Here is a 20,338-nt window from a genome sequence, read left to right on the forward strand (position 1 = left end):
GGCACAACGCTACGCACGCCTCTTCAAGCCGCCGGCGACGTCTGGGTGTCCGGCATGCGGGGCCAACTGCTCTGTAGTAGTACGCACTAGAACGATACAAGCCTGTCCCCAAGGGCCGCGCGGCTGCGCGATATCACTCGGACAGGTGTTCGGCGCAGTGCAGTTACGCGCTCGCCAACCAACCGATCGAACCCCCCATCAGGGGACTTCCGAGCGCGTCGCGACGCGCTCCGAGCTCTGACGGCCCTGAGGTGCGTACCTCGCCCGACGGGAGACCCGGAGAGGTCAGGCCGAGGCGGAGCGCCCTCGAAGATCGGGGCCTACGAGCCGATCCACGGGGGCATCCGGAGGCCCACATCGTGGGTGATCGCGCTGATCTCCGTGAGCGAGCGGTGATCGACGCGACCCGTTCCGGTTCGCGCACCCCGCAACACCCAAGAGCCTCCCTCCGGCGGGAGGAGACTTTCCCGGCGTCGTCCAGCCGTGCGGTGTGATGTCCCGGAGCCCCAGCCTCAGGGATGCACGGTCACCTCGGTGCGGCCGTCAAGGTCGACCTCGAGGTCGGCCGCCCCGTGGGCGTCTGCGGTGATCTCGCGCGTGACCCCGCCCCGCACGGCGTAGCTGGTGCCGGGCACGAGGCGACCGAGGCGTAACCGGACGCGTCCAGCGCCGTTCCCCGGCCGCAGCACGAGGTCGAGCGCGCGGCCGTCGGTCGCCGCTCGCGCGACCAGACAGTCGGGGTAGGGAGCCTCGGCCAGCACCGGACCCGCAGCGACCGCGGGGGGACGCCCGCGGGTCACGAGATCGCGCAGACCGTCGCGACGGTTGGAGCGCGCGAGCAGGAGCATGCCGTGCGCCTGCAGCGAGGCGTCGTAGCGGCGCATGCCGTCACGGTCGTCGGGTGTGTGCACCGCCTCGAGCGAGGCGTTGGCAGCATCGACGATGTCGTCGTCGCCCATCTCGGCGGCGGCCATCATGACCATGGCGTGCGCCGACACGTCGCTGGGCTTGTAGTTGCCCACGTCGATCTTGTCCCATCCGCGCAGGCTCATGTGGATGCGACCGTCCTCGACGCGGAGCAACTCGTGCCGCACGATCTCCCACAGCCGGCGCGCCGCCACCGGGACGATGGGGTTGGACAGCCACACCGTGCCCGCGTCGGCCATGGTCGAGGTGAGTGAGGGGATCGTCAGGCCGAGTCGGCTCGACCGGATGGCGGTCACCCGTCCGTCGGCGGTCAGGAACTCCTCGTCCATCGACGTGGCGAACCGGTCGACCACGTCATCCGCGTAGGTCGTGCCGTGGAGCCGATCGTGGACCACCAGGCAGTTGACCCCGATGGCGTTGCAGGCGGTGTAGATCCAGTTCGGCTCGCACGGGAACATCCCCCACGGTGAGCGCACGAAGTTGTGGTGGACCGCGGACGTGATGCTGGTGTGGTCGTGGCTGTAGCGACGCCGCTCGTCGTGCACGAACGTCAACGTCCCGGGCTCGTCGAAGCGGGTGTCGCCGGTGACGGTCTCGTACAGGCCCGCCATCAAGCCGATGTAGCCCGACAGCATGATGTTGTCGCGCGAGATGGGGTCCGGATCGAGGCTGAGGTTGCCCCACAGGTTCTCCCACTTCCAGTAGCTCCAGACGCGCTTGTTCAACGTCTTCTGCACGAGCTGGCGCTGCGCGAGCTCGGAGTAGCCCAGGAACGCGGGGGTGTGGTCGTAGGCCGCGAGCGCGAGCGCCCACTGGGCGAAGTTGATCTGGTAGCGGATCGCCGCGGTCTGGAACTGGTCGACGATGTCGAAGCCCTCGAAGCCGTCGATGGGCTGCAGAGCGACGTTGAGCAGGTAGCGCTGGACCCCGAGTTCGCGCTCCGACAGCTCGCGCGTCTCGGGCAGGGGGCGGGGATCGACGTCGACCCGGAGGGTGGACAGGTAGGCGTTCCGTGCCGCGCCCCGACGGCGCGCAGCCCGGTAACCGAGCCGTCCCGCCGCCTGCCCGCCGACCAGCGCGACCACGGCTAGCACCGGGACGGCGACGCGTGCCCAGTCCCAGGTGTCGCCGACGAACGCCGCGGCCAGGCCGGCCGAGCCGAGCCACACCAGTGGCGGGGCGACGATCATCCCGGCACCGAACCAGGCGAAGAGGGCGACGAGCATGAGCACGACGGTGATGACCGCGAACAGGATCGAGCCGGCGTAGAGCCAGCCGCCTCCCGGTGCGATGACGCCGAGCCCGAACGCCTGCCACGCGGGTGAGGCATCGAGGACGACCGGCAGTGCGCCCAGTGTGGCCACCAGCAGGTAACCGAGCGTGGTGCGTCGAAGTCTGGCGGCCACGAGTGGTCCGTGAGGACGGTCGCGGATCGGCAACCGCAGGTCCGGGACCGTCGGCCGGATCGCGACGAGCCCCTCGGTCGACTGGGTCATGCCGGCTCCACCTCTCGACGTACTCGTCGCATCGAATGCGTTAGACGATTAAGATGATATAACGAGGTGAGCGTGCGTCAAGAGACGGGCTCGGCGCGCTCGGGAGGTTCGAGGTGACCGTGCTTGGGCGCATCGCGGGGTGGATCCGCGATGCGATCAGCGCCGTCACGCCGGGTCAACGCTGGACCTCCGCGCTCTCGCTCGCGATCGCGACGGCCGTGGTCTCGTTCGGGCTGCCGCCCCTCCAACAACCGGTCGTGCAGCGGCCCGCGACCACCCCCGCCGCGCCGATCGCGGCTCCGCCGACGGTCGCCGATCCGTCCCCGCCCGCCCCGCCCGCACCATCCCCGCCGCTCTTCGGCACCACTCCACCCCGACCGGCGACGCAGCAGCCACCACCAGCGCCCCCGCCACCGACGGCACCGGCCCCGCCCCCGGAGCCAGGTGTGACCGTGCCGACGCTGGTGCTCCTCGCGTCGTCCGAGGGCACGCCGGGGCGCACCGACGCGGACATCGCCCGCGCCATCGCTGCGGACCGCGGCATGGACGCCGAAGTGGTGACCGGCGAGCTGCACGATGCGGCCGTGTGCGACCGAGCCGCCGGACGCGATCGGCTCGTGGTGTCGAGCCTCGGCGTCGCGCCCGCGGTACGCGACTGCCTCATCGCGTCGGGCGCGGTACCCCTCGGCTACGACGTGTCGGGGACCTCGCTCGAACGCGACGGCCCGCTCGCCATCAGCACGGCCCAGGGAGTGGTGTCGGCGCTCGTCGATCTCGCGACCTGGCTGGGCAGCAGCGATGGCCCCATCGGGCTCGTCTCCACCCAGGAGCTCGAGGTCGCCGTCGCCCCTGCGCTCGGTGCCGTCGAGGAGGCCGGCCTCAGGTTCGACCGGACCGCCTACGTCGCGGACGGTCCGGAAGGGGAGCCCGACGTCAGCTCGGCGGTCCTCGAGTTCGCGTCGGCAGGGATCGCCACGGTCGTGTTCGCGGCACCGGTGGAGGTGCAGCGCAGCTGGACGCTGAAGGCCGGCCTGGTCGCGCCCATGACGCGCTACGTCGTCGCGGACGTCACCGACGCCGTCCTCGACGAGACCTACCCGCCCACCTTCGACGGCGCCGAGGTCCGCACGGTCCTGCGCTTCCCGTGGTCCACCCGCGACGGCGAGGAGCCGACGACCCGGGCGCGGTGCCGCGAGGTGTGGGAGGCGGCCGCACCACCCGGGGTCCCGGACCCGCTCGAGACCGCCCGCGCGCTGGCGTGGTGCCAGCACCTCGACCTCGCGACAGCCCTGCGCGCCGCTGCTACAGCTGGCACCGCCATCCGCGAGTACCTCGCCGAGACCAGCGTCCCCTCGCTGCTGACCTCCGACCTGATCCCGTCCGACACCACCTGGGGCCCGACCGAGCCCGTGACGTTGCGCTGGTCCGCAGCGTGCGCGTGTTGGTCCCAGCACCGCACCGAGACCGCGGACATCGCCGTCGTGGGATGACCGAGCCAAGCCGCACCCCGCTGCTCGAGGTCGACGGCCTCGAGGTCAGCTACGGCCCCCTCCAGGTGCTGTTCGGGGTCTCGTTGCACGTGGACGAGGGCGAGGCCGTGGCGCTGCTGGGCACCAACGGGGCGGGTAAGTCCACCCTGCTCAACACCGTCTCGGGTTTGCTGCACCCGACGGCGGGCTCGATCGTGTTCGATGGCCGCGACGTCACCCGGCTGCGCCCCGATCAGCGGGTCGGCCTGGGGGTCGTCCAGGTCTCGGGGGGTCGCGCGACCTTCCCGTCGCTGACGGTCGAGGAGAACCTCCGACTCGGGGGCTACCCGTTCTACGCCGACCGCGCACGGGTCAGCGCCCGCGTGGACGAGGTGCTGGAGCTGTTCCCCGAGCTCCGGATGCGTCTGAGGCAGGCGGCGGGGACGCTCTCCGGTGGTGAGCAGCAGATGATGGCGGTCGGACGCGCCCTCATCACCGATCCCCGTCTCCTCATCATCGACGAGCTGTCACTCGGACTCGCGCCCGTGGTCGCGGGCAAGATCCTCGACGTCGTGGACCGCCTCCGCGAGCAGGGCGTGACGATGCTCGTCGTCGAGCAGTCGATCCACGTCGCGTGCGCGATCACGGACCGGGCCTACTTCCTCGAGAAGGGCGAGGTGCGCTTCGCCGGGCCCACCACCGAGTTGCTCGAGCGCGGCGACCTCGCGCGCTCGGTGTTCTTCGGGGCCGCGCAGGGGACGGGCGCGTGATGCTCCTGGGCCTGGAGTTCCCGCCCGACCTCGTGTTCGGCCTGGTCGAGAGCTGCCGCTGCTACGTCGCCATCAGCGACTTCCGCCCGTTCTACGTCGACGGCTGAGCAGAGAGCGAGAGGAGCGACCATGAAGGTCCTGGTCACCGGAGCGTCCGGCGTGTTCGGCCGTGCCACCACCGAGCGGCTCGCGATGGAGGGCCACGACGTCGTCGCCACGTCACGCAGCTACCCCAAGTACCTGCCGGCCGGTGCGGAGTGGATCCGAGCCGACATCCGCGACGAGACTGCCGTCGCCAAGGCCATGGCCGGCTGCGATGCGGTCGTACACATGGCGTGGACACTGTTCCCACTCGAGACGCGCGAGGCGACACGCGAGGTCGACGTCGGCGGGACCGTGAACGTGCTGTCGGCGATGGAGCGCACCGGTTCTGAGCGGTTGGTGTTCTGCTCCTCGGTCATGGCGTACGGGGCGAGCCCGCTGCACCCGAACCGGCTGGTGGAGACCGACGAGCGTCGACCCGCCCCCGACCACGGCTACTCCGTCGACAAGCGCGACTGCGAGGACCTGATCGAGGCGGCGGGCGCCGACGCGCTGCTCGTCCGCCCGAGCGTCGTGGCGGGGCGGGGCGTCGACAACGCCACGCTGGAGGGCCTCGCGCTACCGGTCATCCCGACCATCCGTGGCGTCACCTCGCGGATGCAGTTCATCCACCCCGATGACATCGGCCGCTTCTTCGCGCTCGGGGTGGTGTCAGAGCTCACCGGTCCGGTGAACCTCGGCGCCGACGACGTCCTGACGCTCGAGGAGGTCGCGCGCATCCTGGGCAAGCCGACGATCGCGCTCTCCGAGTCGGTGCTGCGGAAGGCGTCCGGGCTGGCCCAGCGCTACGACCTGGCTCACCTTGATCCGGGTTCGTTCGATGCGATGGTGAGCTTCCCGATCGTCGACACCACCCGGCTCAAGGAGGAGTTCGGCTTCCGCTGTGCCTGGAGCAGTGCTGAAGCGGTGCACGACCTGCGTCGAGCGAGTCAGCGCTTCTTCTTCCTGGGTAAGAAGCGCGTCGACATCCCCTGGCGCCTGCTCTACCCCTCGCTGCACAACCCCGACAACGTGCCGCCTCCCGATGGGGAGGAACTCGTCCCCGCCGCGGACGCCGACGTCGCCGGCGAGTTCGACAGCCTCATCGATCCGCGCCTCGACGCCTTCACCGCCGCCAACCTGTCCGAAGCCTTCGCCGGCCCCCTGACCCCCCTGACCCTCGAGTACGCCGCGAGCGCGATGCGCAAGGGCGGGGAGGTCATGGCTCACCTCATCTCCGCACGGGAGCCGCTCGCGACCCAACTCACCACCAGGCCGGCGAGCGTGTTCGGTCACGGCCTGTACGGCAACCTGTCGATCATCCACGCGATGGTGCAGGCGATGCCGGGGGGCGATACCTCCGCCCTGTGGGACGAGGCGCTGTTCGGCGGCATGACGGTCGAGGAGGACGAGGAGGTCGCGACCGACCCACCGGGCCCGCTCGGTGCTGCGGCGCAGGCGCTCCACGTGCTGCCACGGGTCGCCGGGTTCAGCATCGAGATCGACACCGTGGAACGCGAGGCGCGGCGCCTGTGTGTGCCGGAGGCGCGCCTGCCGCAGCTGACGGACGAGCGGCTCCACGCCCGGCTCGCACTGCTGCGTGACACGGTCGAGCAGGCGTGGAGCGTGTCGACCACGGCGACCGCGATGTCCACGGGCATCAACACGCTGCTCGAGCAGCAGGCGCCGGGCGCCATCTCCGCGATCCGTTCGGGCACGGAGGATCTGCCCAGCGCGCGCGCCTTGCGAGCGGTGGAACGGCTCGCCGAGCTGGCTCGCTCGCAACCCGACGTGCTCGACATCCTCCGCGACCAGGAGCCCGCAGCCGCACTCGTGGCCGTCCGGTCGGCGTCGCCGTCGTTCGCGTCCGCGTTCGACGAGGTCATCGCTGCACACGGGCACCGCGGCCCTCGCGAGACCGAGCTCGCCAACCCCGTGTTCGCCGACGCGCCCGAGCGGCTGCTCGACGCCGTGGCGAAGCACCTGAGGCGCGCACCCGCCCCGCCCTCGACCACCACCGAGATCCCGGGCAGGATCCGGCCGCTGGTACGGATCGCCCAGCGCTACCAGCGCGAGCGCGAGCGTGCGCGCGACGCCCTGATGCGACTCACCCACGCCTACCGACAGACCGCCCGCGAGTGCGGCCGGCGCCACGTCGAGCGGGGCGTTATCGACGACATCGGCGACGCCTTCTACCTGTTGTCGCGCGAGCTGATCGTTCCCCCCGACAACGCACGCGAACTCGTCGCGCAGCGCCGTGCCGACCGCGAGCGACTCTCGAAGGCCGAGATGCCGATCCACTTCCAGGGGAGTTGGGCGCCGGTCGACACCGAGCACCCACCCCTGCGAGCGGGCGAGAAGCTCACCGGTCTCAGCGCATCCGCTGGCGTGGTGAGCGGTCCGGTCCGCGTTCTCGATCTCGACACGATCGGCGATCTCCAGCCGGGTGAGGTCCTAGTCGCGCACCTGACGGACACCGGCTGGACACCGCTGTTCGCCTACGCCTCGGCGGTCGTGACCGACGTCGGAGGCCCGATGTCGCACGCCGCGGTCGTCGCTCGCGAGTACGGCATCCCGTGCGTCGTGCAGACCGTCGACGCGACCACGCGTCTGCGCACTGGTCAGACCGTCGAGATCGACGGCGCGGCGGGCACCGTGACCGCACTGGACGACGGCTTGTGAGCGATCGCCTTCGCGTGGCCGTCTGGGGCACGGGCGACGTCGGTCACTACGCACTGCGCGGCGTCATCAGCCATCCCGACCTCGAACTGGTGGGCGTGAGGGTCGCCACGCCCTCGAAGGTCGGGACCGACGCGGGTGCGTTCATCGGTTGGGATGCGGTCGGCGTGGCCGCGACCGATGACGACGACGAGATCCTCGCCGCACGCCCCGACTGCCTCGTCTACGCGGGGCGCTCCCGGACGTGGGAGCCCGCCCTCACCTACCTCGAGGCGGGCGTGAACGTGAGCTACCTCGGCCTGACCGGGTTGCTGCATCCTCCGACGCTCGACGAGGAGATCCGCGGACCCATCGAGAAGGCGGCCCTGCTGGGTGACGCCTCGCTCTGCTACGGCGGCATCGATCCGGGCTTCGCGACCCAGCTGCTCCCCCTCGTGCTGACGGCGGTGAGCGAACGCATCGACCTGCTGACGCTCTACGAGGTGCGCGACTACGACCCGCTCCCTCCCCACCAGCTCGATTACTTCGGCTTCGGTCACCCGGACACCACAAACGCGTCCAAGTTCGCGCGTGGTGGCCTGGCGCGCACGTGGGGGTCGTCACTGCACGCGCTCGCGGACGCGCTGGGGATCACACTCGAGGGCATCACCGAGTACCACGAGACCACCCCCGCCCCGGAGACCTTCACGATCCCGGCACGGATGATCGAGGCCGGGACCATCGCGGCGGTCCGGTTCGGGCTCATCGGTCACGTATCTGGCGAGCCGCGCCTGCGGGTCGAGCACGTCAACCGCCTCCGCCGCGACCTCGTCCCCGAGTGGCGCGTGCAGCAGGGCTACGGCGTCGAGATCGACGGCGAGCCGTGCTACCGGCTGCACCTCGACCTGTGGGACCGCGGCGGCAAGCAGCAGCGCCCCGCGCTCTACGGCACCGCCATGTACGGCGTCAACGCCGTCCCCGCGCTCTGCGCCGCCCCGCCGGGGATCGTCTCCCCGTTGGAACTGCCGCTGTTCGGCTGCCGCAACGTGGGCGGCCGCCACCAGGACGACAACTGGTCGATCAGTCACCGCATCGATGGCTAGCGAGGAGACCGAGTGACCTACGACGTGACGTTCACGCCCGACGTGGCCGCACAGCTCGCCGACGACGACTTCCACGTGGTCGAGGTCGAGCGCGCCCCGGAGTCCTGGCACGACCCGCCAGCGCCGGAGCAGCCCCGCCTGCTCCGCCACGACGGGCAACGACTGGTCCTCGGCCTCGGCCCCGACGACACCTCGGACGACACGTACACCACCGTCGAGGTCGCCTCGACGAAGCGCTTCGACCAGGACCTGCTCGACCGGCTCGCGGCCGAGGGTTCGATGCGGGTCGTGATCCCGGGGCGAGAGGCGATCTTCCGGGACGTCGTGTTCAGCCCCGAGTTCGGTGATGATCGTGCCGCGAAGGAGACCGTCACGGCTGGTCTGGTGTTCCAGTCCTGGCGCGGCATCAGCGAGGGCGTCCACAACGCCGCCGCCCGGGGCGAGCGCCCCGCCTACATGGCCGCCTCGATCATGTACCTGGGCGGGCCCGGCCTGGTCCCGGCGGTGATGAACCGGTCCCTGACCGGACGCCGGCGCCTCCTGGCCCTCGTCATCGACTTCAACGTCGGGATGCAGTGGACGCAGTCCCTCGACGTGGATCCGTGTTCCCCACACGACTACACGATCCGCTGGTACCCCGATCGGGACGTGTCGTTCCGCGTGGGCGACACCGAGGTGGCCCGCTACCGCGACGGTCGCCGCCAGGTCGCCGCGATGAAGCTGCTCCCGAAGTTCCGCCGCGGCATCGACCTGATCGGCCACCGCTACCTGACCGCTGACCCCTGCCACATCGACGCGTGGCTGAACTGCTCGGCGACCGGCAACACGCCGGACGTGCACAACGGGCGTCGCTTCCGCCACCGTCTGTCGCTGTCGCTGGCGGGGTTCGGCATTCGCCCCATCCACCTGTCCGACCGGGAGGTGGATCGTGGGGCGGCGTGATCTGCGGCGAGGCAGCCCGCTGTTCTGGTGGGCGCTGGGGATGGCTGCCGGGCTGTTCGCGAGCTCGCTCATCGGTCGCGGCACGCCGCCGACGCCGTCCGTCGCCTCCGGCGACCTCGGCGCCGAGGCGACGACGGCGCCGACGGGTCCAACGGCCGACGGGACCGAGCGCCCGACCGACGCGGCCACCGGGTCCCCGTCCGCCGCGATCCCCTCTCCCGCTGGCCCCTCGAGCGGCGGACCGGCGAGCGCCGCTACGGCGAGCCCGGACAACGGCGCGGCCGCGCCCGGCGGGCCACCTCCAGCATCCGGCCCCGGGCCGTCCTCCGGCTCCCCTGGAGCCAGCACCGAACCCATCCGCATCGGGATCGGCGTGCCCGAGCTCGGGGCGCTGGCCAACATGGGGCCGAACTTCGATTTCGGCGACGTGCGCGACCACTTCGAGGCCATCCACGCCGACTGGCAGGAGCGTGGCCTGATCCCGATCGAGGGTCGGGAGGTCGTGTTCCACTACCGCAGCTACAGCATCATCTCGGCCGAGGAGCAGCGCGCGGCCTGCGTGGGCTGGGCCAGTGACGACCAGGTGATGGCCGTGATCGCGATGCAGTACTTCTTCGCGACCGAGTGCGTGCCCTACGAGCACCGGCTGCCGCTGTTCATGGACTCGGGCCTGCACCCCGAGCGCATGGAGCGCTTCGCCCCGTACGCCGTCACGCTGCTTGCCGACTACGGCCGGATCTCGCGAAACTGGGTGTACTGGGCGCACGAGCGCGGCCTCATCCAGGGCAAGCGCCTGGGCCTGTACTACGGCGCCGGGAACATCGACGGCATCGACCCGGGCGTGCGTCAGGCTCTCGACGAACTCGGCTACGAGCTGGTCGAGGAGGTCACCACCAGCTCGTCGGCCACGGGCGGCCCGCAGGACGGGGTCGCCGCGCAGCGCTTCGCGGCGGCACGGGTCGAGGTCGCGATCCTCGCGGTCAGCAGCCTCGCCCAGACCAACTTCATGCACTCGGCCAACGGCCTCAACTACCGCCCGACCTACCTCGGGGCCGACTTCTTCACCGTCACCGCGGACACCGCCGCGAGCACCTTCCCGGCGGACCAGTACGACGGCACCTACGCCATGACCTCGTACCGCTTCGGCGAGGTGTCCGCGGGTCTGGGGCACACCCCGGAGGCGCAGTTCTGCATCGACCGCTACGCCGCGCACAGCGGCCGACGCATCGACCCACAGCAACGGCCCGCCGAGTGGTTCATGCTCCTGGCCGGCTGCGACGTCGCCGCGGTCGTCCACGAGGGGCTGGTCAACGCCGGCAACGCCGTCGACAAGGACCGCTTGATAGCCGGCATCGAGCAGATCGAGAGCAAGCCCCTGGGCATCGTCAGCGACGTCACCTTCGGACCGGGTGACCACACCGGCGCAGAGCTGCAACGCACGCTGCAGTGGCACGCCGACTGCACCTGCTGGATGGCGATCGGAGCGTTCGAACCCTGGTTCGTGCCGTGACCTTCCCGTTGGGCTTCGAGGTACCACCCGAGGCGATGCTCGGACTCGTGACCGGGTTGACCTACGGGTTGCTCGGCGTCGGTATCACGCTGATCTACAAGGCCAACCGGATCCTCAACTTCGCGTACGGCGAGATGGGTGCGCTGACGGCGCTGCTGTTCGTGCACCTGGTGGCCGGTCGATCCTGGCCCTACTGGGTGGCGCTTCCGGTGGCGCTGGCGGTGGCCGGGGCGGTGGGTGCGGCGATCGAGGTTGGGATCATCCGCCGGCTCGCACGCACGCCCCGTCTCCTCGTGCTCGTGGCCACGATCGGACTCGCGCAGCTGCTGTTCGTGTTGAGCACGCTGGTTCCGCGTGAGGGCCTGGGACAGGCGAGCTTCCCACTGCCGTTCGCACCGACCATCCAGATCGGTTCGGTCACGGTGCCGCCCGGGCACGTGCTGATCCTCGTCGCCGCGCCGGTCATCACGGCCGCCATCGCGCTGTTCCTTCGGCGGTCACGGATCGGGCTGGCGAGTCGGGCCGCCGCGGACAACGAGGACGCCGCCCAGCTCACCGGCATCCCCGTGCACCGGATCTCGCTGGCGATCTGGATCCTGGCCGGCATCCTGGCCGTGGTCGGCGCCATCCTCGTCGGCCCCACCCGTCCGGTGCTCTCGAACGTCGCGACCGGTCCCGACCTGATGCTCCGCGGTCTGACCGCTGCGGTGTTCGGTGGGCTCGTGAGCCTGCCGATGACGCTCCTCGGGGGCGTCCTCGTCGGCGTCGCCGAGTTCCTGGTGCTGTGGAACTACCCGACCGGCGGTGCGCTCGAGCTGGTCCTGCTCGTACTCGTGGTCGGTCTCGTCCTGTGGCGCACGGACCTCGGCGCCACCGTGCGCGACGCCGGAGCCCGCACCCTGTCGTTGGTCGGTTCCGCCTCCCGGCTGCGCCACGACCTGGCAGCCGATCCGCGTGTGCGCCGGGCACGGCGCGCGGCGGCGATCGTCGCGGTCGTCGTTCTGGGCCTGCTGCCGCTCGCGCTGACCAACTCGCACCGGGTGCTGCTGTCGACCATCGCGTTGTTCGCCGCGATGGGCTGCACGCTCGTGCTGTTGACCGGCTACGCCGGCCAGGTCTCGCTGGGCCAGTTCGCGTTCGTTGCCATCGGTGCCGTCGTCGGCGGCAAGCTGCACAGCCTCGGGTACCCGCCGGGCACCGCGGTCGTGTGGGCCACGGCGATCGGGGCGCTCGTGGCGCTCGTCGTGGGCCTTCCGGCTCTCCGGATCCGGGGGCTGTTCCTGGCGGTCACGACCCTGTCGCTGGCCGTCTTCACCTCGACGTGGTTGGTCAGCCAGCCGTGGCTGGTACGTGACGTGACGGGCGCGTCAACGCTCGAGATCCCGCGACCCGAGCTGCTCGGGATCGACCTGCAGAGCGAACTCGCCTACGCGTGGTTGAGCCTCGGCGTCCTGGCGGTCGTGGGCGCGATCGTCACGCACATCCCACGGACCGGACTCGGTCGTTCGATCGTCGCCGTGCGCGACAACGAGCCCTCGGCCGCGAGCCTCAGCGTCGAACCGTGGCGGGCCAAGCTGGTCACCTTCGTCGTGTCGGGCGCGCTCGCCTCGTTCGTCGGCTACTTCTACGGCGGCCTGCTGGTGTCGTTCTCCTCCCAGCCACAGGAGGTCTTCGGGCCGGGCCAGTCACTGCTGCTGGTCGCCATGGTCGTCTTCGGCGGCGCGGGGTCGGTGACCGGAGCGATCGTCGGGGCGCTGTTCGTGCACGGCTCGGTGTTCGTCATGGCGCCGCTCGTCAGCTCGTTCGCGGGCGACCGGATCGCCGCCGTACTGAGTGGCGCCGGCCTCCTCGTGGCGGTGCTGCAGTTCCCGCAGGGTCTCGCCGCTGAGCTGTTCCGCATCCGCGACCGCATCGCGGCCCGGATCGCCGGCGCGGCGCCGTCGCGCGACGAGGGAAGCGCGACCACAGCGCCCCGACTGCAGCAGCGATCGGAGGCAGAGCGAGCCGAACCCACCGATCTCGACGATGCCCTGCGCTGCGAGGACGTCGTCGTCCGGTACGGCGGTATCACCGCGGTCGACGGGGTCACTCTGCACGCTGCGGCCGGCGAGATCGTCGGGCTCGTGGGACCCAACGGGGCTGGGAAGACCACGTTGTTCGACGTGCTGTCCGGCCACATCCGAGGCCAGGCGGGACGGGTGCTGCTCCACGGCGAAGACATCTCCGACCTGTCTCCGGCGCTGCGGGCGCGTCTCGGGCTGGGGCGTACGTTCCAGCAGGCTCGTCTCTTCGACGATCTGACCGTGGTCGAGACGCTCCAGGTCGGACTCGAACGACACCAGCCGTACGAAGCGGTCCCAGCACTGCTCGGCCTGCCCCCGGATCGCCGGGATGGGCGCACCAAGCGCGAGGCAGCCGACGACATCGTGGAGCTGTTCAACCTCGGTGAGTACGCCCACCGACCCATCCGGGAGCTGTCGACCGGGACGCGCCGGCTCGTCGAGCTTGCCACGATGGTCGCGCTCGCCGCCCCGGTGCTGTTGCTCGACGAGCCCGCCGCGGGAGTCGCGCAGCGAGAGGTGGAGGCGCTGACGGGTGTGCTGCAGGACGTCCGTGGCCACCTCGACGCGACGATCGTCCTCATCGACCACGACGTGCCGATGGTGAGCGCCATCTCGGACCGGCTGTACGTCCTGGCCGCGGGACGGGTCATCGCCGAGGGCGATCCGGACACCGTACGGGACGACCCCGCCGTCATCGAGGCCTACCTCGGTAGGGACGACCGGGCGCTGGTGCGTTCGGGGACCTGACAGGAGGACGACCGTGAGTCAGACCGTGACCTCGAGCGACTACGCGCGTGTCGCCACGGGCGACACGATCTTCGACGCCAACGGGCGGCGGGGTCGCCCCGAGAACCTCACGTACCGCGAAGCGCTCCACGCGACGTACCGTGGTCCGTACACGAACTGGGAGACCAAGCCCTGGGACGGCCTCGTCTCCAACCGTCCCGGGTTGATCGATAGCGACCCGGAGCGTGGACTGATCCTGACGATGCCAGCGGGGCAGGCCGAGGACGGCTCGTACACGACGCGGGACTTCGCCAGCGCTCCACACGGTGTCGACTACGCCAGCCACTTCGTGGACTGGGCACGCGATGACAGCGCCCATCCCAACCTCGTCATGCCGGGCCGGACCGCCATCTTCGACGGTGTGCGACTCGACGTGCTCCACCTCGGCGACGGCGTCAAGGGCACCGGCGGCTGCTGCCTGCAGGACTGGACCGGCATCGACTTCGAGACCATGGCCATCCACGGCAACACGGCACGGTCGCGCTACCAGGGCTTCGGGTTCGCGTGGCTGCCCCAGGACTCGCTGTTCCCGCGCCTGCACCGTCTGGGCGAACGCTTCTCGCGGTACCAGGATGCGTTCAGCGAGCCCGTCGGCGAGGGCATCGCCCCGATGTACGTGATCCTGGCGCAGATCGGCGGCTGGGCGAAGGCGCGCAAGGTCCACGTCGATGCGGACGCACCGCACACCGTGGCGTTCCACTGGACCGCCGATGGTCGGACCCTTCAGTGCTGGCTCGACGAGCAGCTCGCGCTCAGCGTCACCGAGGGCGACTGGGCCATCCCCGCGGGGGTGCACACCCGCGGCCGCGCGCGCTTCAACCGCTCCGGCCTACACGCGTGCGCGTGGCAGGACAACGGGTCTGGCAACCCCGAAGTCGGCGGTGTCGCCGGCAACCCCGAGGACGACCAGCCCTACAGCGTCGAACGTCTCCGCATCATCGAGACCGCCTGACACGAGCGGCGTGATCGGATGAACTTGAATACTTGGATACACCACAACGCCCCCAAGTATTCAACCTCGTGCGTTGGCGGTCGGGCGCTGCAGCCCGACCGATGCGGTCTCGATCGCCGCGCCATGCCACCCGCTCAGGAGCTGACCCTCCACCGATCCCTCGTGCCCGCCCTCGGCGATCTCAGTCCGAGGCAGCCGCACGACGAAACGCGCACCCCCGAGCGGGGTGTCCTCAACGCGGACCGATCCTCCGTGGAGGTGGACCAGCCGTTGCACGAGCGCGAGACCCACTCCCGTCCCGGGTGATGGGTGCGACGGGTCGAGTCGCAGGAAGGCCTCGAAGACCCGTTCCTTGTCCTCATCGGGTACGCCGGGGCCCTCGTCCTGCACGCTGAGCACCAACGCGCCGGGCACCGCTCGGAGCACGACATCGATACGCGTACCGGTGGGCGCGTACTTGACCGCGTTGAGGACGAGGTTGTCGATGATCCGCTCGCAGGCGGCAGGGTCGACCGAGGCGGCGACCACGTCGGCATCGACGTTGACCTCGTGTGAGGTGATCTCGAGCCGGGCGACGGCCCGACGCAGGAGGGCGTGGAGTTCCGTGGGCACGTAGCGCGGCCCGATCATCCCGCGACCGAGGCGTTCCACGTCGAGCAGGTCTCCCAGCAACGCGTCGAGACGGCGCGCCTGCGCGTCGAGCCGCCCGATGAGCTGTTCCGACACCTCCGTCGGCAGGTCAGCGAAGCGGCGGTGCAGCGTCTCGGATGCCGCAAGCACAACCGCCAGCGGCGTGCGCAGCTCATGCGACACGCTCGACAGGAACGCGTCCTTCGCCTGCCGGAGTTCGGCGTCCTCGATGACCGCGCGGGCGTGAGAGGCGACCGCAGCCAGGACCGTCATCTCCTCGTCCCGGAACCCGTCGACGTCGCTGAGGGGGTCGCGCGCCACGAACGCGATGTAGCGGCCCTGACCGAGTGCGAGCGCGTGGGTGATGGCGGTGCAGCGACCACGCTGGTCGAGGGTCCGTACCGGAGCTCCCTCCTCGAGCGAATCCGCGAGTGCATCGGGCACGTCGGCAACGCGGATCAACGGCGAGACCTGATCGTCGGCGCCGACGGTCATGGACCACGTGTTCCCGCCGGAGCGTCGGAGGTACAGCTCGAGCGTGTCGGCCCGCGTGTGGGTGCGCAGGGTCCGCGCAACTGCCGCCAGGATCCCGTCGAGATCCTGGCTCGCCTGGGTGTCGCGCGCCAGGGTGTAGAGCATCCCAAGGACCTGGCGGTCGGCACGCTCGTCGAGGTAGCGCTTGTAGCCCTTCGCCAGGAGCACGACCGGCACCGTGAGGATGACGGCTGCCTCCGGGCGTAGGACCACGACGAGCACGGCGATCAACGCGATGGCCGTGGTCGCGACGGCCATCGGGAACGCCAGCCGGAAGACGTCACGCAGGACCCGGCGGTCGAAGGTGCCGTTGGACACGCTGATCGCGAGCCAGACGCACCCGCTCCCTGACAGGGCTGCCGTCACCGTTCCTACGAACGCTGCCGCCAGGGCCTCGATGGACGGGTCGACCGGGGGCGTCCCGGTGGCGGGGCCGACCACGGCCCAGAACACCCCCAGGAGGATGCCGGCCTCGAGCGTGTACGTGCTGAGGTTGAACACGAGCTTGATCGGCTGGCGGCGGTCCACGAGCATGGCCAACAGGCCACCGCCGAGCCGTGCCACGACGACCTCGAGAGGACCGATCAGGAACAACCCAGCCACGAGCGGCAGTTCGGTCAGCAGGAACGAGTGCGACTCCCCGCGGACGTGCAGCACCAGCGGGTAGCGCTCGACGAGACACGAAGCGGCGAGCAGTGCCATCCACACGACGCCGAACTCTGCGATGGGCCCGTCGCGCAGGCGCTCGGCGAGGATCACGAGGCCGGTGCCGGCGACGCACACGAGGACCGCCAGTCCCGACACGACGGTCAGGGACTGGCTGCCGCCCGGTCGTGTGCGGGTTGCCATCGCCACCTTCCTCGATCGCAGGCACCGTGGCGATCCACCCCACGGCCCCGAACCACGCGCTCTGGTGTCTCACGTTCTGTGATGGTTGAAGCACATTAAGTGAACACCCCCTCGGGCCGGTGACGGATGGCACGGTATGACCATCTTCCGCCCACCCAGTCGGAGGGGCCCGAGCGGACGGGTCGTCAGTGCGACATCGCGAACGTCGGTCAGTCCGGGTTGCCCGGGAACGCTGGAGGGACGGTCCGTCCGCTCCACAGATCGTCGTCGATGACCTGCAGCACCAGTTCCTCGAGCATCCCGGTGTCGAACTCGAGCAGGTGGTACAGCTCTAGGCTCTCGCCAACCGCCGAGTGCCACCGGACCAGGACCTCGTCGTCATCCCGGTCGAGCTCGACCGACAGCGCCCGTTGCGGCCGCACGTCGACGGTGGCGAAGCGCGCGAGGTACTCCTCGCCGCTGGCGCTCCAGCCCGCGCGGACGGTCACGCTCGATCCCAGGTCGCGGACCTTCTCGACGAGCTCGGCGAGGCGATCGGCCAACTCGGCGTGACGCGCATCCTGTCGCTGCCGCCGCTCGCGCTCCTCCTGCGCCCGTCGCTCCTCGGCGGCCTCGACCGCGCGGTCCATCTCCTGCTCGGCGCTCGCTCGCTCCTGGGCGAGCTGCTCGTTGCGCGCCACACGTTCGCGGAGCCGGGCTTCGAAATCACTCACGTTCGCCGTCCTGGTGGGCGTCCAGGCGAAGGTAACGCTAGTGGTCGCCATGTCGGCGTTCAGGGGCCGCAGGATCACCCGTCGGAGGCGATACGACCAAGCTCATGGTGCTCACGAGACGACGACCCGCCGCGCCCAGCGTCACAGGTAGGCGCCTCCACGCTCACGCGGCGTCGGCGCCCCGCCGCTCAGGAGTCGTACCGTCCCCGTCGTGCCGTCGACCTCGATGAGGTCGCCGGTGCGGATACGGGTCGTGGCGTCCTGCGTTCCGACCACGGCGGGCACGCCGAACTCACGTGCGACCACGGCGGCGTGGGACATCGAGCCACCGAGGTCGGTCACGATCGCCCCGGCGTAGGCGAACAGCGCCGTCCAGCCGACGTCGGTGACCTTGGTGACCAGCACCTCGCCGGGCTCAAGACCATCCAACGACTCCAGCACGCGCGCGCGTCCGACGTAGGTCCCCGGCGCGGCGGGCAGACCTTCGATGGTGTCGCCCTGCCGACGCTCCTCGGTCGGCTGCCAGCCGATCGTCAGGAAGCCCGGCAGGTGCTGCGACGCCAGCCGCTCGCGCTCACGGCGACGACGCGCGACCACGGCGGCGGTGTCAGCCGGTGGATGTTTGACCTCGTCGAGCGTGAGGTAGAAGACGTCGTCGCCAGAGGGGAGAGTCCCGGCCTCAGCCAGGCGGGCGCCCCGCTCCCTGGCAGCCAGGCGCAGGGCGTGGGTGAGACGCATCGCCGCATCGCGCGCACGCTCCCGGGTCCTCAGCTGCTTGCCGGCAAGCGACACCAAGCGCCGCTGGATGAACCCTCGCGGCGTCGCGGCCTCCGACGCGCGACCGGTCGCCCCCATGGCCTTGGCGATGGCTTCGATGAGCAGGTCAGGGCGGTCGGCGAAGACGTCGTTGGCGAGCTCGGTCTCCCCCGGTCCGCGGTGTCCGACCGTGTCGAGGAGCCACTCGAGATCGCGGGCGAAGCCGGGATGTGACCGCCGTACCTCAGCGAGTGCGTCACCGGGCGACCGTGACCGCAGCACCTCCGTCAGCGCGCCATCGTCACGCGCTCGCCGGGCGAGCCGCTCGACACCCTGGATCGTGGCGGCGCTCGCCAGGCTCGCCCCACCGGTCCGCAGCCGCGCCGCCGCCTCGACCCCGACGACGCGCTCGAGGGTGCTCCACGCCCCCCCGGAAACCATGTTCATGATGCACGCCACGTTCCAGGCCTGGACGAGCTGGTCGTGCACGAGCCCGAGGTGTGCGACGAGTCGCGGATCCGACAGCGCGCGTAGCTGTGCGGGAGTCAAGGTCAGCTCGTCCGCATCCGCGTGCGCCCGCTCCGCCTCGCGAGCGAGGCCGGCCATCCGCGGGGCTCCCCGGAAGGCCAGTCGCAGGCCCTGCACGACGTCACGCAACGTGGGGCGGGGACGCTCGGTCGGCATCGGCTTGCCGAGGTACTGGTGGTCGATGTCGCCCGGCGTCATGCCGGGAACCATCTCCGACATCTGCCTCGTGGCGGAGATGTTGACGTACATGCGGTGGCCGAGCGAGACCGGTCCACGATGCACCAGCTCCTCGGCCACCGGACCGGAGAACCCGAAGATGTCGGAGATGCCCTGCGCTGAGGCACGCAGGGCGTTGAGCGCCACGGTGAGCGTCAACGGGGTCATCGGCCCCGGGAAGGCCTCGGACACGTTGGTCGAGGTGTACTCCTCGTAGCGTGGGTCCAGGGGACAGTCGAACTCCCCCCGGTATGGCTCGGGGAGCAGGTCGACCAACACACCGCCATCGCTCGGACGCGTGGGGATCGGTTCAGGTTCGACGTACGGCAGGCGCCACGGCAGGCCGAACACCTTGGGACCCACGCTGACGAAGCGCGAGCCGGCGCGTGCCATGTCGCGGGCCGTCTCGGCGCTCGACCAGGCGAGGTCGAAGCCCCAGTCCTCGCGCAGCCGCGTCGTGTCGACGATGGGGAAGTCGCGCAGCGCAGCCATCGCCTCCGGGTCGACCTCGCTGGCACCGAGCCGGAACATCGCCTTGACCATCTTCAGAGCGGCGTCCTCGCTGAGCTCGACGTAGCGGCGTCCGGTCAGCTCCGCGAGCTGACGCATGTCGAGCTCGTCGTCAGCGGCGACGTTGACCGGCCCGGTCGGCCCGCCGAGCGCCGCCGTGGCGAAGAAGCGCCCCGCGTCGTCCTGGTGGACGAACTGGAACGTCATCCCGGCACCCTTGATGCCGGTGACGACCGGTGCGGTGAACACCCGCGCAACCGAGTTCTCGACGCGGCGACCGAGCACGGTCCCGAGTCGTACCAGCACGTGATCGAGACCGCTCGCGGAGATCTCCTGCTCCATCAACTTCTTGTGGAACGCGTAGTCGAAGTCCGGCGACGCGTGGAGCTCGTCCGTCTCGCGCCAGCGTCCCTCGTGACCGGGGTCGGACCCGTACGCGGTGACCGACGAGCAGAACACCAGGCGCCTGACGCCCTCGTCCAGGCAGGCGTCGATGAGGTTGCGGGTGCCACCGACGTTTATGGCTTCGGTCTCGTCGTGGGTCAGTCGGACGCTGACGGCCCACGCGAGGTGGACCACCGCGTCGACCCCCACGACGGCCTTGCGGACCGCGTCGGCGTCGCGGACGTCGGCCGCGACGAACGCGACGTCATCCGGGAGCGCGGCGGGGCGGTTGCGTGCCATGAGGGTGACGTGCGCGCGGTCACGGAGGTGACGCATGACGCCGGTGCCGACGGCACCGGTGCCACCCGTCACGAGGACCCGTGGCATCCCGAGCGCTCCGTCCCCCATCACCCGCCTCCTAAGTACTAACCTAGTTAGACGATACCGCTTCGCGCGTGCTG

General features: G+C 70.6%; 12 protein-coding genes. 8 read left to right on the top strand and 4 right to left on the bottom strand.

Translation table 11 applies throughout. The features are described from left to right. Positions 1–512: 512 nt before the first annotated feature. The gene (locus KY469_13140; protein ID MBW3664040.1) at positions 513–2,423 is read right to left on the bottom strand and encodes a hypothetical protein; all 1,911 of its coding nucleotides are present in this window, start codon (positions 2,421–2,423) and stop codon (positions 513–515) included. A gap of 113 nt (positions 2,424–2,536) precedes the next feature. Between KY469_13140 and KY469_13145 the strand changes: the two genes are divergently transcribed. The 8 genes from KY469_13145 to KY469_13180 all read left to right on the top strand — a co-directional run bounded on the left by KY469_13145 (position 2,537) and on the right by KY469_13180 (position 14,757). Then, positions 2,537–3,913: a hypothetical protein gene (locus KY469_13145; protein MBW3664041.1), complete on the top strand. Its 1,377-nt coding sequence runs from the start codon at positions 2,537–2,539 to the stop codon at positions 3,911–3,913. Further along, on the top strand, positions 3,910–4,662 hold the full coding sequence (locus KY469_13150; GenBank protein MBW3664042.1) for an ABC transporter ATP-binding protein: 753 nt from the start codon (positions 3,910–3,912) through the stop codon (positions 4,660–4,662). The genes KY469_13145 and KY469_13150 overlap by 4 nt, the downstream gene beginning before the upstream one ends. A gap of 129 nt (positions 4,663–4,791) precedes the next feature. Then, on the top strand, positions 4,792–7,425 hold the full coding sequence (locus tag KY469_13155) for an NAD-dependent epimerase/dehydratase family protein (protein ID MBW3664043.1): 2,634 nt from the start codon (positions 4,792–4,794) through the stop codon (positions 7,423–7,425). Next, on the top strand, positions 7,422–8,504 hold the full coding sequence (locus tag KY469_13160) for a diacylglycerol kinase (protein MBW3664044.1): 1,083 nt from the start codon (positions 7,422–7,424) through the stop codon (positions 8,502–8,504). The genes KY469_13155 and KY469_13160 overlap by 4 nt, the downstream gene beginning before the upstream one ends. Before the next feature lie 12 nt (positions 8,505–8,516). After that, a complete protein-coding gene (locus tag KY469_13165; protein MBW3664045.1) occupies positions 8,517–9,446 on the top strand; it encodes a hypothetical protein in 930 nt (309 codons plus the stop codon). Continuing rightward, positions 9,433–10,956 carry a hypothetical protein gene (locus KY469_13170; protein MBW3664046.1) on the top strand — a complete coding sequence of 508 codons (1,524 nt, stop codon included), beginning with the start codon at positions 9,433–9,435 and terminating at the stop codon, positions 10,954–10,956. Before KY469_13165 ends, KY469_13170 begins: the two co-directional genes overlap by 14 nt. Then, positions 10,953–13,766: an ATP-binding cassette domain-containing protein gene (locus KY469_13175; GenBank protein MBW3664047.1), complete on the top strand. Its 2,814-nt coding sequence runs from the start codon at positions 10,953–10,955 to the stop codon at positions 13,764–13,766. The genes KY469_13170 and KY469_13175 overlap by 4 nt, the downstream gene beginning before the upstream one ends. Positions 13,767–13,779: 13 nt before the next feature. Continuing rightward, the gene (locus KY469_13180; GenBank protein MBW3664048.1) at positions 13,780–14,757 is read left to right on the top strand and encodes a hypothetical protein; all 978 of its coding nucleotides are present in this window, start codon (positions 13,780–13,782) and stop codon (positions 14,755–14,757) included. A 60-nt stretch (positions 14,758–14,817) separates the two neighbouring features. On the opposite strand, the gene KY469_13185 is transcribed toward KY469_13180, so the two are convergent. The 3 genes from KY469_13185 to KY469_13195 all read right to left on the bottom strand — a co-directional run bounded on the left by KY469_13185 (position 14,818) and on the right by KY469_13195 (position 20,285). Further along, positions 14,818–16,770 carry a hypothetical protein gene (locus tag KY469_13185; GenBank protein MBW3664049.1) on the bottom strand — a complete coding sequence of 651 codons (1,953 nt, stop codon included), beginning with the start codon at positions 16,768–16,770 and terminating at the stop codon, positions 14,818–14,820. Positions 16,771–16,979: 209 nt separating this feature from the next. Beyond that, positions 16,980–17,483 (bottom strand): hypothetical protein, encoded by a 504-nt coding sequence (locus KY469_13190; GenBank protein MBW3664050.1) that lies wholly within the window; start codon positions 17,481–17,483, stop codon positions 16,980–16,982. Between the two features lie 141 nt (positions 17,484–17,624). Beyond that, positions 17,625–20,285 (bottom strand): NAD-dependent epimerase/dehydratase family protein, encoded by a 2,661-nt coding sequence (locus KY469_13195; GenBank protein MBW3664051.1) that lies wholly within the window; start codon positions 20,283–20,285, stop codon positions 17,625–17,627. Positions 20,286–20,338: the final 53 nt, after the last annotated feature.

This window comes from Actinomycetota bacterium (genome assembly GCA_019347575.1).
Lineage (GTDB): Bacteria > Actinomycetota > Nitriliruptoria > Nitriliruptorales > Nitriliruptoraceae > JAHWKY01.

Excerpts from the sequence above, each read along its gene's own strand:
- KY469_13140 (MBW3664040.1), bottom strand. The coding sequence starts at position 2,423 with ATGACCCAGTCGACCGAGGGGCTCGTCGCGATCCGGCCGACGGTCCCG.
- KY469_13150 (MBW3664042.1), top strand. The coding sequence starts at position 3,910 with ATGACCGAGCCAAGCCGCACCCCGCTGCTCGAGGTCGACGGCCTCGAG.
- KY469_13155 (MBW3664043.1), top strand. The coding sequence starts at position 4,792 with ATGAAGGTCCTGGTCACCGGAGCGTCCGGCGTGTTCGGCCGTGCCACC.
- KY469_13185 (MBW3664049.1), bottom strand. The coding sequence starts at position 16,770 with ATGGCAACCCGCACACGACCGGGCGGCAGCCAGTCCCTGACCGTCGTG.
- KY469_13195 (MBW3664051.1), bottom strand. The coding sequence starts at position 20,285 with ATGGGGGACGGAGCGCTCGGGATGCCACGGGTCCTCGTGACGGGTGGC.